The organism is Kribbella sp. NPDC048915 (assembly GCF_040649595.1).
Taxonomy (GTDB): Bacteria; Actinomycetota; Actinomycetes; order Propionibacteriales; family Kribbellaceae; genus Kribbella.
On record NZ_JBEZFT010000003.1, the window covers coordinates 1 to 13,104 of the forward strand.

The window sequence follows — 13,104 nt, forward strand, 5'->3', positions numbered from 1 at the left end:
TCGAGACTTGGGTAAGCAGCGCCGATTCTGGACACCCTCGCCCGTGCCGTCACGCATCCACGCCGGACACCAATCCCCGTGCATCAATCATCTAGGGCGCGTTGACGAGTGCACCGTCTGCGGCCGGCGCCGTCCTGGCCATCACGTCAGCGAACGGGCTGGCAGGTTCCATTGCCGCAGCTGCCAGCCGAGGCCACACCGGACATGCGGTGACTGCGGCCGTCAGCAGCGGGTGCGGGCGAACTGGCCGATCGGCCCGGTCTGCGACGCCTGCTACCAGCGGCGCAAACGTCAGCCCCGGCCTTGTGTGCGGTGCAACGTCGTCCGGGTCCTGGTCGGATCCTCAGACGACCAGAACGGGGAGCTATGTGGACCCTGCTGCGGTGTCGATATCGACTTCGCCTGCAACCGCTGCGGATTCCCCGGCGACACCTACGCCGACGGCGCGTGTACCCGCTGCATCGTCGCCGATCGTGTTCAAGATCTGCTCAGCCGAGACGACGGAACCATAGCCGCGGCCCTGCGTCCGCTCGCCGACGGATTGATCGCGCTCGATCCTCCGATCACGCTGCTGCGCTGGCTGAGCCAGAGCCGCGGCCCGAAGATCCTGGCCCGGCTCGCCTCTCAATCCGCCGAGATCACCCATCGCTCACTCGACATCCTGCCGCAGGACCGGACGACCCGCCATGTGCGCGAGATGCTCGTCGCCACTGGCATCCTGCCGCCGCGCAACGAGAACCTCGCCCGCCTCGAGCTCTGGCTTCACCACATGCTCGAACAACTGCCGGATCAGCATCGAGCCTCCATCGCTCCGTTTGCTGAGTGGGGCATCGTACGAGACGCCCGCCGCCGCGCTGCCCGAGGCCGCTACACCACCCGGGCCGCCACCGCCGACCGTGCCGACATCCGCACCGCCGCAAAGTTCCTGGCCTGGCTCGACAACAACCAGCTCGACCTGGCCGGCGTCAGCCAGGCGCATGTCGACCACTGGCTCACCACACATCCCACCCTGCACCGCTCCGCGGGCGCCTTCCTCCGCTGGACCACTCTTCGCCGCCTGACTGGCGTCATCACCGTACCAGCGCGGCGACCGGGACTGCCGTCGCGGTTCCTGAGCGAACAACAGCACCATCAACAGCTGAAGCGCTGCCTCAACGACGAAACACTTCCCCTCGCGGTACGGATCGCAGGGACGCTGACCGGGCTCTACGCCCTTCCCATCAGCTGGCTTGCCGAGCTGACCATCGAACGCTTCCACCGCGACACCGGCAGCGCGTACCTCACCATCGGCGACAATCCCGTCCTGCTACCGCCCAGACTCGCCGAACTCATCGAGCGGCAGATCGAGCGAGCCGTATCCATCCCGTCCCTTCGCCCCCCGGACGGCAGCGCACCAGCGTTCCTCTTGCCGGGCAGGCCGCCCACCCGGCCCATCAGCGAAGGGCAGCTCCAGGCGAGCATGAGGCGGCACGGTCTCGCGATCATCACCGCCCGCAATACAGCGATGCTCGAAGCGGTGGCCGATCTCCCACCGATTGTGGTCAGTGACTTGTTCGGTATCTCACCGAGAACCGCCTACCGCTGGGCACAGTACGCCCAGGTCAGCTGGACCGATTACCTGGCTGCTACCCCCGACTAGCAGACTCCCTGTCTGCAGTGTCCGGCCGGTATCCGCGATCTCCCGTCCGCCGCTACAGCCTGACTCGGCTGACACATGTCAACGGTTCGGTACGAACTTGCAGCTTGCTGCAGTTCCGGTAACGCCCGGAACCTCGCCAGCGATGTAGCCGATGCCGACCCGGCCCGGTGACTCGCCTACTAGCCATCGGTGCTTGTCCTGGGGTCGGCGTTAGGTGGGGATTGTCATGTCTCGTGCTCGGCGTGCCCGCGTCCAGTTCGTGCGGTTCGTGGCGGTTATCGTGTCCTTCGCGTTGATGGTGACCGGACTCGAGGCCCAAGAGCCGGCCGCCGCAGCGCCGGCGGCAGACCCGAAGCCATCTACGGCGAAGGTGGACTCGCGGCCGGATCTGGTGTCCGCGGTCGTGACGGCGCGGTCGCAGGGCTCGAAGGTCGAGGTCGAGTCGCTGCGGTCGGAGACGTCGACGACCTGGGCGAATCCGGACGGGACCATGACCACCGAGGCGCACTCGGCGCCGATCCGGTTCAAGTCCGCGGGTGGCGGCTGGCAGTCGATCGACCTGAAGCTGGTCAAGAGCGCCGATGGCACGGTCGTGCCGCTGGGCCACCCGTTCGGTCTGCAGTTGGGCAAGCAGAACGCGGCGGCTGGCGGGGTGTTCGCCTCGGCGATGGCCGGGACGGGCCGGCAGGTGGAGTGGCTGGCGCCGTGGAAGCTGCCCGACCCGAGTCTGGACGGGACGAAGGCGATCTACGCTGAGGTGCAGCCGGGTGTGGATCTGCGGCTGGATACGCGCCGGTCGGGCTTCGAGGTCGACTTCGTCGTCAAGCAGCGCCCGGTCGACGATACCGCGCCGGTGTGGCGGATCCCGCTGCGCACCAAGGGCCTTACCGCGCGGCAGCTCGATGACGGCACGATCGAGTTCGTTGACGCCAAGAACGTGGTCCGCTCGCGGATCCCGGTCGGGCAGATGTGGGATTCGGTCGCCGACGAGCACACGAAGATGCCAGTGAACACCGCGCCGGTGGCGATGTCGCTGGAGCAGGTCTCGGCGGGTCGGGTGACGCTGGTGATCGCTCCGGATGCGAAGTGGTTCCTGGATCCGGCGAGGGTGTTCCCGGTGACGGTCGACCCGACGTACGCCAACGTTGCGGTACTGCCGACGTTCGACACGTTCGTGCAGTCCGGCTGGCCGAACGACCTATCGACCACGACGGACCTGCGGGTCGGAAAGAACGGCACCACGACCGAGCGGTCGTTCCTGAACTTCGCGGGCTCGGCGTTCCACGGCAAGGACGTGATCGCGGCGAACCTGTCGCTGATGCAGTACGGCGCGACCACCTGCACCGCCACTCAGATGAACCTGCACGCCTCCCTGCCGGCGTCGACCGCGACCCGGTGGACGAACATGCCGGTCACGAGCAGCACGGTGTGGGGCTCGGTGTCCGCGGCGAAGGGCTTCTCCAGTGCCTGCCCGGCCGACCGGGTGTATGTGGACATGACCGGGCTGGCGCAGTACTGGTCCGGCCAGACCGACGCCACGGTCGCGGTGATGCTGAAGGCCGCCAACGAGGCAGACGCGAACGCGTGGAAGCGGTTCTACTCCTCCGAAGGCCCGGCCGATCCGTACATTTCGCTGACCTGGAACCGGCCGCCGAACGCCCCCGCGACGGTCGAGACGACCGAAGCGGTCGCCTACGCGGCACCGGGCGACACCGAGTCGTACATGTACTCGCCGAGCTTGCGGCCATGGGTCCGGACCAAGGCGACCGATGCCGACGGCAACACGGTGAAGTACGTGTTCGAGTTCATGACCGGCTCGAACACGGTTGTCGGCACGTGTACGTCTTCGGTGTACGCCTCGGGCACGACAGCGGGCTGTCGCCCAGCGACGGATCTACCGGACAACACGTTGCTGTACATCCGGGCGAAGGCGAACGACGGCCGCAAGGACGGGCCGTGGACGAGCTACCAGACCCGGCTGCGGATCGCCGCCGCGACCCCGGCCGCGCCGGTGATCTCCTGCCCGAGCCCGTACGTGATCAACTCCTGGCAAGACACGAGCCCAACTGCTGATGTGCAGTGCACGGTGACCGCGACAGGCACCGGCTACAACGCTCCTGGGTACATCCGGCTGACCGTGGACGGTGAGCCGGTGGCGACGAACTTCACCGGCGGCGCACCCGGGCAGGTCAAGATCACCCCGTCCAGCGACCCCGCGGTTGCCAGGACAACGGTGACGATCGGCAAGGAGACGCCGGGCCTGCACCGGATCACCGCGACCGCCGACACCCCCGCCCTCAACCCATCACCGTCGAGCTCGTACAGCTTCGGGTGGGGAGGGTCAGCAATGACGTCGCCGACCGCGGATCCGCGGATCACAACTGCGAACACGGTCCGCATCACCGCCGCCGGTCCCCCGAAGGGCCAGTCCGCGACAGTCATCGCCAAGGTGAGGTGGCGGACCTCCGGGTATGGCGGCAGCGCCTACGACACGGTCGGCTGGACCGAGGACGCGACCGAGCTGCCGGTGACCGATAACGGCAGCGCCGGTGTGTCGGTGAACATGGTGTGGGACACGATGAAGGCCAAGGTCGACACCCATCTGGACTCCGACCCGAATCTTGCTGACATTCAGCCGACTACCTTGAACGACCGGGTGCCGGTGAAGCTCGACATCCAGGTCTGCTTCACCTACGCCTCCTCCAGCCAATGCACCTGGTCCCAGACCCCAGGCACCACCGTGCAGCGGGTACCGCACGCGTTCGGCAACGGGTTCCCCACCTCAGAGGCAGGTCCGGGGCAGGTTGCGCTATGGACCGGTGAGTTCAACGCCTCTGCCACCGACGTCTCCGTCCCCGGCTACACCGGCGATCTGTCGATCTCGCGGTCCCACATGACGTACGAGAGCCCGACCGACCAGATCAACGGCGCGTTCGGGCAGGGCTGGACCGCACAGTTCGACGGCGCCGACGCCGGCGCGGCGGGAATGCAGATCATCGACCAAACCCGTATCGACGGCACCATCGTGCTGCTCGACGGCGACGGCACCACCCTGATCTACGAATCGCCCTCCGGCGAACGCCGCATGACGGCCGCGTACGAGACCGGGGCCTGGGTCCCCGTCGACGAGGACACCAGCCTCGACGCCGCCAGACTGACCATCACCGGTACCGGCACCTCGACAGTCGTGTCCTACATCCAAGCCGACGGCACGATCACGACGTGGAAGCCGGCGGCCGCGCCGGTCGCGAACGCGGCGACCCAGTTCCGCGCGGACGGCATCTCCGAGCCCGGCGTCGCCGGGAAAACGACGTTCTCCTACGACGGCAACGGCCGCATCGTCCGCATCCTCGCCCCGCCCGCTCCAGGCGTCACCTGCGGCGCGTACGTGCCTGGCAGCCCGCTGTCCGGGCTGAACCCCGGATGCAGAGCCCTGCACTTCGACTACACCACGATCGGCGCATCCCGGGTGCGACTGAGCCAGGCATCGCTCGACATCTACGACCCCGACAAGAGCGGCGGGCCAGGCATGACCACGATCCCCGTCGCCACGTACACCTACGATTCCAACGCGCTGTTGACCAAGGTCACCGATCCCCGTTCCGGGCTGTCGACCGAGTACACATACAACGCATCGAACCATCTCGCGTCGATCAAGCCCGCTGGGCAGGTGCCCTTCCAATTTAACTACGTCACGGTCGACCAGCGGGAGAAGCTCGATACCGTCACCCGTGTCCGCCCAGCCGGTGACCCGACCGGTGGCACCGCCACCCTTGGCAAGTACGTGTACGACAACGTGCCGCTGTCCGGCACCGGCGTGCCCGACTTGTCCGCGGCTTCCGTGGCCCGCTGGGACCAGAGAACCGCCCCGAGCAAGGCGGTCGCAGTCTTCGGATCTGACCACCCCATCACCGGCGCACCAACCGCAGACGACTGGCAGTACGCGGAGCTGCACTACACCGACGCTGCTGGCTACACCGTCAACACCGCTAACTACGGTGCCGGTGACTGGCAACTGACAGCCACCGACTACAACGACCAAGGCAACGTCGTCCGCGAACTCGACGAACGTGCCCTGCGGCAGGTCATCGACAACAACGTCCCGGCCGACCAACTTGCCACCGTCACCGTCTACAACCCCGACATCAAGAACGCCACCGGCGACACCGTCCTCACCCCGGCCGGCACCCTGGTGACCGACACCTACGGCCCCGCCCGATGGGCAGCGTTGAAGAACGGAACTGTTGCTTGGATGCGCCCGCACACGCACACGACTTTTGACCAAGGAGCGCCCAACGCCGGCATCAACCCCGACACTTCTCAGCCGTACCGGCTCGCCACGGCCGAGACCGCGTACGCGCACGACCCGGGGACCGGCACCGACCTGGAGATCATGGGTCAGACCCTGACCGACTACGCAGCGCCCGTCACGGGTGATGCCGACGGGTGGAGCCGTAGCTTGCCCGGCAAGACCATCACCGACGTCGACCTCGACGGCGCCAACAGCACCGGCGACATCGTCAAACTCACCCGCTACGACGCCGAAGGCCGCACCATCGAAACCCGCCAACCCAAGTCGAACGGCGCCGATGTCGGCACCACGAAGACCGTCTACTACACCACCGCCGCCAACGCCCAGTTCGCGGAGTGCGGTGCGAAGCCGCAGTGGGCAGGTCTGGTCTGCAAGACCTACCCGGCCGCGGCGCCCAGCTCCGGGCCGAGCCTGCCGTCGACCACCACGTCCGCGTTCAACTACCTGCTGTCTCCCAAGACCATCACCGAGACCTCGGGCACGGTCACCCGCACCACCACCACGACCTACCGCACCGACGGCCGCACCGACACCACAGCAACCACCGTGACAGGCCTGACCGGGTCTACACCGAACACCAAGAAGACCACCACCTACGACACCGCCACCGGCCAACCCACCCTGGTGACCGCCAAGAACGCCGACGACACCGTCGCGGGCACCATCACCACCGGCTACGACACCTGGGGCCGACAAGTCTCGTACCAGCCCTCCGGTGAGACGGCGACGACCACGATCTACAACGCCGCCGGCGACGTCGCGAGCGTCACCGACGCCAACGGATCTACGACCTACACCTACGACGGCACCGACGCTAACGGCAAACCCGAACGCCGCGGCCAGGTCACCAAGGTCGACGTCACAACCGCAGGATCCACCTGGACCTCCACTGGCGCCTACGACGCCGACGGCTCCATGACCGTGCAGAAGCTTCCCGGCGGCATCACCCGGCACAACGACATCGACAACTCCGGCGAGCCGATCGGCCTGCGCTACACCGGCCAAGTCACCACAACCAACCCCGACGGATCCACATCGGTCGACCCGAATGGGCCCTGGCTGTCCTGGTCCCTCGAGAACGACACCACCGGCCGGGTCACCCATGAATGGACCCCCGACGGCAACGCCTTCACCACAGCCAACGGCGGAGCCATCCCGTATGACCGGCGCTACAGCTACGACAACGCCGGCCGCCTCACCCAGGTCAACGACCGCACCGCCGCCAACACCGGTGTCGACGTCACAGATCCCGCCCAGGCACCAGCATGCGTCACCCGGACGTACGGCTTCGACGGCAACGACAACCGCCTCACCAAGTCCACAGCGCCAGCTTTGGCCGACGGATCGTGCAGCACCACCAACGCGGCCACCGTGACCCGGGCCTTCGACACCGCCGACCGGCCCATCACCGGTGCCAACGGAGTCGGTACCTACACCTACGACGCGCTCGGTCGTACGACGAGCCTCCCAGCCGCGGACGCCGCGTACCCAAGCGGCGGCGACGTTGCCCTCACCTACTACGACAACGACCTTGCACGCTCGATCACCCAAGGCGGTACCACCACCAGCTTCACCCTCGACGCGCTTGACCGCCGAGCCACCGAGACTGTTGCCAACGCGTCCGGCTCAACCAACACTGTCCGGCACTACACAGACGCCGGCGACAACCCGACCTGGGCCACCCGAGGCACCACTACCCAGCGCTACGCGGAGCTCATCGGCAGCGACCTCGCCTTGACGGTCGACCAGACCGGCGCAGCAGTCCTGACCGTCGCCAACCCGCACGGCGACGTCGTCACCACTGTCGAGCTTCCAACGGGCGGCGCAGCAGCAGGCGTCACCGGCTGGAACAACTACGACGAGTACGGCAACGCCGCAGGAACGACCGCCGACACGGGAGTCATCGCCTACGGGTGGCTCGGCGCCAAGCAGCGCGCCGTCAGCGGTGCCGGCCTCGCACTCATGGGAGTCAGGCTGTACAACTCTGGAACAGGCTTGTTCACCTCGATCGATCCGATGAGCGGTGGAAACGCCAACGCATACACCTACCCGTGTGATCCGATCAACAAGGTCGACCTTGATGGTCGGTTCAACTGGTGGAAGAAGAAGAAGGAATGGAAGAAGAAGGCTCGCCGGTGGGGCTCAAGCGCGTGGCGCGGTGCGCAGCGGGCAGACGCGTACACGCGTTCCCATATCGTCGGCTGGACGATGTACGGCGCGGCCCGAGCGACGGGATCACGATGCCGCTACATCGAGCGGATGATGACCTGCCGGGGCGGATTGAGGCTGTACGGTCGAGGCGGAACGACTTACGGACACGTCTACCTGACGGGCTGGAACCGAGAGTACGTTTCAGCGGACAGAATGCGGCACGAGAGGGTCCACCGCAGGCAGTGGAACCGTTACGGGTTCAAGTTCGGACTGCTCTACTTCCTCGGTGGCGTGAGAAATCCTTGTCGGAACCCATGGGAGAGGCAGGCGAATCTGCGTGACGGTGGCTACACGCGGTGCTAGCACGCTGCGTGCTGCTGTGATTCTTTCGTGCCTTGTGGCTCTGTCGAGCGGCTGTGGTCTACTACCAGGCGATCCCGAACTTCCGGCCAACGGATACCGCGTCGATAACGGGATCGTCAGCATCTACATTCCGTTGTGTGCGGGGGAGAGAGTCAATAGCGCGGAGGTTCGGCGCATCGACGACAAGGGCGATGGACACGTTGAATGGCGTGGTACTCAGGTCCGAGATCCACGTCAGCACCTGGTGGTCCTCGACGCCTCAGGCTGGACCGCGAGCACCGGAACGTTTCGCTACGAGACCGGCGCGTCTTTCGGAGTGGATGTCGAGGGGTCGATTCGCAATTACGGCGGGAGCTTTATCGCTCCTGACACCATCTCGTCGCCGCTACCTCCCGGCCAGTACGACGTCAACGGGAGCGTGATGTCGGCCGACGAGATCGACGCGCAGGCCAACTGCGAAAACCCAGGCTAGTGCTGGGGGCTCGTTTGGCCGACAGGTCCCTGGGCGATGGAATACCGCAGACTTCGAATATGCACTGGTTGCCAGTCCACCGGTTCTGCCCACATCGTGACACCCGGCTCACGGTACGGCGAGTGATCATCGTGGCCTGGCCGCCCTTCCGCCCGCGCGAGAACAGGCGAGACAGTGACGCCGGCCAGACCACCCCGTGAGACGCCGCCTCCGCATGTCCCGGCCGATCTGGGCGGGCCAGTCGAGGTCGCCCTGGCGAAGTCAGCGAATGAGATCCCCGGCCCGCATGCCCTACCCGGTGGATCACGCTACGAAGTGAAATGGGACGGCTACCTTCACTGAACTAGTCAAGGCGGCGCTGCGACGGGAGGGGCAGGTAGTGGGTTCTGGTCGGTCTATTTGGGCGCCCGTGCTGTGCCGGTTGAGCCGTTGAGATCGCGTCAGCCGTCGAGCTGCTGGTGACGAGATCGCGGGGCCTGTGCCTGTTCGCGGCTCGGGGCGTAGGCTCGGAGTGCAGTGCGCGATTGCGATGACCGTGAGCAGCGAGCTCGTGGCTTGCAGGTAGTGCACACTGCCGCTGAGAGGGAGTCCGATGGACAAGCTACCCACACCCTCGATTCGGGTCGGGGGTCCAGGCGGAGCTGCCAACGGCGACGAGGCTGACTCGAGACAGACAGCGTTAGGCGCGCGCAAACTCGCGGTCGAGGCTGGTGAGTCAGCGCGCGTGGGACTCGACCAGGAGATTGAGGCCATCCTTGAGGCTGCCGACGAGCGGGACAGGCAGGCTGACGATCGCGACGCGGCCGCCGACGAGCGTGACCAGGCTGCAAGTCTGGACTCGTTTCTTCATGACGCTGACTACGGCCCCGGGCTCAAGGCAAGACGGTTGTCCGCTATGGATCGGCTGGCTTCGAAGGATGACCGGACCGCGGGCGCTGATGACCGCCGCGAACTGACCCGGATGATCCAGGAGAGGTCCGAGCTCGAAGACTAGGGGTTGTGACGAAAGACCTCCAGCAGGCGGCCTGGTTCGGCTGCCCGGTCTCAGCTGGCCGGGGAAACCTGAGCCGCCCGGGCTTTGAGGCGAGGTTGGAGAGGTCGGGCAGGGTGCATCGCTCAGCTTGCACGATCGGCGGCCTCGGTGAGCCAGCTGGTCACCTCGTCGTCGATATCGTCGATGGCGTCGAGGCTGTGCATTTCCAGATGGTGTATTCAGTGCCGGGGCGTGGGGTGGGAGACTTCTTTGAAGTGAGGTGAGGGGTCGTGCCTGCCGAGAGCGATTGACAGCACGACTTCGGCGGTCGGGGCGCGGCGATATCGGCCAGGCTTCCAGAGATAGGCTAAACCGCGCCGGCGCCAGAACGTGACCTGGCTCTTCGCCACCCGCACCTCGATCGGTTCTTTCAGCAAAGACCGCGGTCGCTCGAAAATCGCCAGGCCGAGGCTGTTGTTCCCGAAGAACTCTTCGACGGTTGTGACCCGGCAATGGTGGCGGGCCGGTCCAGCTGCTGATGCTTTCCACGTCGCTGCCAGAGCTCCCGCCTGCCGCACGTCGCGCCATTCTGTGCGCGCGGCAGGCGAAAACCTTGACCCTCGCCGGGCTCCCTCCAGCCGGACGAAAACAGTGAAATGTGAACAGGCACGGGCATTCACCCGCCGGATCGGAACGCGTCATGAGATCTGGCAACCTTCTGCCGGTGTGGCGACGGCTGTATCGATCCGCGGTGGCCGAAGTGGACGACAGTCACGGCTCCGAGACGAATCCGCTGACCGAAGGGCCCTCCACGTCACGCCGGACCAGATAGCCTCCCCAGCCGCGTGCGCGCGATAGCTCGCCGCCGTCGACCCTTTGGCGGCCCTTCCGAATACGGCACGCAGCCTCTGACTATCACGACCGGGCATCGAAGTGAAGGGATGACTACCCATTTCGTCGATTCGGGAAGATCCCACTCGGCCGGGCATGCGCGTCAGTAGCTCTGCCGGTGGGCTGCGATCGGCACCTATTGCAGCTGATCCGGCGCCGCGCTTGATCTCACCGTCGACGATGTCGACATTCTCCTGGAGTTTGATCAGCTGAGATGGTCGATTCCGATGGACAGCTGGTTCTCGGCCTCGACGTGCCGCTGCCGCAGGTGCTTCAGCGACTCTTCCAGTGCCGCGACCTCCCCGAGCCAGGCGCGGTCTTGTGCCTCGGCCAGGCGCTCCTCGGCGTTGCCGGTCATCTCCTGGATGCGAGGCAGCTGGGCGGGGTCGACGCGCAGGAACCGGCACCGGCTGCACGCGTGCTCATGCACGCACTGCGTCCCGTAGGGCCGCTGGCAGTCCCCCAGGGCGACCTTGCGCAAGCAGGAAGTGCTGCTCGAATTCGTCCCATTCCTCGCCGGAAGCCGTCCGCGTCTCCCCGAACGGCCGCAGGGTGCGGCGCCGCTCGATGAAGAACTGGTGCGCGGCGATCACCTCCTCGGGGAACACGGCCGTGTAACCGCGCGTCGTGTCGAGGTTCAGATGGCCGAGCGAGGTGGCGGCGATGTGCAGCGGCAGGCCGCTGGAGACCGTTCGGTGGTGAACAGCCGCCGGAAGCCGTCCGGCGTGAACCGGCTCGGCTGCCCGGCCCCGGCCATGCCGACGTCGGCTGCGAGCTCATTCAGGAGTCTCCGCACGACGGCGTAGGAGATGACGCCACACCCTCTCCCGACACCCACTGAAGCGCCAACTGGCGATCAGAGGAGTTCAGTCAACTAGAGCCTTCACTGAACTCGTCAAGCAGGCTGGACGATCCGGCTCGGTCTGAAACCTGCGTATGCCTGAGCGTTGCGCGACGGACGTGCAATCTCGCCGCGCCGAGCCCCGGCAGCCCCGAATGACATCGACAGGAAATCGGGCCACTGACTTTGGGTCCGTTTTGTAGGGAGGCCGAGTCCGCGAGTCCATGAGTTGACAAAAGCTTGCACCTGGCTGGGCAGGGTGACTTGGTGCGGCGCGGGAGGGATCGCGGAGGAGCCCTGCTGAGATACGGCCGGTTCAGTGATCGCAGTGCTTCCGGACTGTCATCCTAGGTTCGGAGAAGAGGTGGTGTGTTCGGTCTGGTAGTTCAGGTCACCCATGAGCCCGTCGACGAGGAGTTGAGCGTGCACCTTGCGAGAAGTGCGTATCTGGTTCTCCGGTGCTCCCAGCGGCTCTCACATACCGCCCGTGCCGCCGCTTGAGGAGCCCCGGTGTTCCTGATCTGGCGTTGCAGCGGCGCGAAATCGTTGCCGCTGCTCGGGGCGATTCTCGCCGCCGTGCCGATCAGCGCCCCTGATCGAGTTCTGTCCGAGGTCAACTGCGGGTGCCATTAGGCAGACCTCGTTGTTGATCCGATGTCGGCTCACTTGTGAGCCAGAGGTCCGGTGAAGCAATGTGGTCGGCCGCTAGGTACTCGGTGATCTCCGTGTCGCCGAGCTCGTACTGCACGAGCCCGCTCCAGCCGGCTTGGCCGTTGTCGCGAGCGACCAGCCAGCCTCGGCGCCAACCTGTTGCAGTCAGGACCATCACGTGTCCGGGGAGCGGTAAGGTCCGCAGCGTCCAATCCGCGTGGGCGTGCAGGGTCCGGACTTGTTCCATGCCGTTCATGACGGCAACCCACTGCGCAGGCGGAGCTCGTCGCGAATCACCCGGGGCACGGGGAGCCGGTTCTGCTCCAGCGCTTTGGCGTAGGCACCGAGTGACAAGGCGAGGCGATTGGCGTTGATGCGCGAGGGGGCGTCCGGACGTCGCTGTTCTCGCGCCTGCCGATCGGCTGCGCGAGCGGACATGATCTCGGCGAACAGGTCGAGGAGATCATGATCCGTGGCAAAGCGGCGAGATGCGCCGCCGGGGATAGGGAAGTGTTGGACGGACATCGGGCATCGCCTCGTGGGGCTGCGGGGGTTCCCGACATGCCACTTGGAATGCCATCGCTCCGGAGTCCTTCACAGTGTACCTGCTCGGCTCGCGACATCGTGGATCGTGGTTTCGGCTCCTGCTGCGGATGCGGAGTCGCGACCCCACACTCGCCCCAGGCCGCCAACGCGACGACGTGGAGCGCGGTGCTCGGAAGACCCATGATCTGGCCGAAGCCAGGTCCTTCTCCGCACCAACCTCGCTGGGCGGTGCCGGCGGCGCATGCTGACGATGTGTTGTCCGCCG

The 13,104-nt window shown here is 66.3% G+C and carries 7 protein-coding genes; 5 read left to right on the forward strand and 2 right to left on the reverse strand.

The window, feature by feature from the left end; translation table 11 throughout:
- Positions 1-232: 232 nt before the first annotated feature.
- From AB0B82_RS02305 to AB0B82_RS02320, 4 genes are all read left to right on the forward strand, one after another.
- The gene (locus tag AB0B82_RS02305) at positions 233-1,639 is read left to right on the forward strand and encodes a hypothetical protein (protein ID WP_360161560.1); all 1,407 of its coding nucleotides are present in this window, start codon (positions 233-235) and stop codon (positions 1,637-1,639) included.
- A gap of 226 nt (positions 1,640-1,865) precedes the next feature.
- Positions 1,866-8,465, forward strand: coding sequence for an RHS repeat-associated core domain-containing protein (locus tag AB0B82_RS02310; protein WP_360161562.1), 6,600 nt, complete (start codon positions 1,866-1,868; stop codon positions 8,463-8,465).
- A gap of 16 nt (positions 8,466-8,481) precedes the next feature.
- Positions 8,482-8,937 carry a hypothetical protein gene (locus AB0B82_RS02315; RefSeq protein ID WP_360161564.1) on the forward strand — a complete coding sequence of 152 codons (456 nt, stop codon included), beginning with the start codon at positions 8,482-8,484 and terminating at the stop codon, positions 8,935-8,937.
- 592 nt (positions 8,938-9,529) lie between these two features.
- Positions 9,530-9,931: a hypothetical protein gene (locus AB0B82_RS02320; protein WP_360161566.1), complete on the forward strand. Its 402-nt coding sequence runs from the start codon at positions 9,530-9,532 to the stop codon at positions 9,929-9,931.
- A 1,075-nt stretch (positions 9,932-11,006) separates the two neighbouring features.
- Here the strand turns inward: AB0B82_RS02320 and AB0B82_RS02325 are convergent.
- The gene (locus AB0B82_RS02325) at positions 11,007-11,231 is read right to left on the reverse strand and encodes a hypothetical protein (RefSeq protein ID WP_360161568.1); all 225 of its coding nucleotides are present in this window, start codon (positions 11,229-11,231) and stop codon (positions 11,007-11,009) included.
- Between the two features lie 43 nt (positions 11,232-11,274).
- Here AB0B82_RS02325 and AB0B82_RS02330 point away from each other — a divergent pair, with 43 nt between their 5' ends.
- Positions 11,275-11,607 (forward strand): hypothetical protein, encoded by a 333-nt coding sequence (locus AB0B82_RS02330; RefSeq protein ID WP_360161570.1) that lies wholly within the window; start codon positions 11,275-11,277, stop codon positions 11,605-11,607.
- A gap of 938 nt (positions 11,608-12,545) precedes the next feature.
- On the opposite strand, the gene AB0B82_RS02335 is transcribed toward AB0B82_RS02330, so the two are convergent.
- Positions 12,546-12,818, reverse strand: a complete 273-nt coding sequence (locus AB0B82_RS02335) for a hypothetical protein (protein ID WP_360161572.1) — start codon at positions 12,816-12,818, stop codon at positions 12,546-12,548.
- Positions 12,819-13,104 lie beyond the last annotated feature (286 nt).

Excerpts from the sequence above, each read along its gene's own strand:
- AB0B82_RS02310 (WP_360161562.1), top strand. The coding sequence starts at position 1,866 with ATGTCTCGTGCTCGGCGTGCCCGCGTCCAGTTCGTGCGGTTCGTGGCG.
- AB0B82_RS02320 (WP_360161566.1), top strand. The coding sequence starts at position 9,530 with ATGGACAAGCTACCCACACCCTCGATTCGGGTCGGGGGTCCAGGCGGA.
- AB0B82_RS02335 (WP_360161572.1), bottom strand. The coding sequence starts at position 12,818 with ATGTCCGTCCAACACTTCCCTATCCCCGGCGGCGCATCTCGCCGCTTT.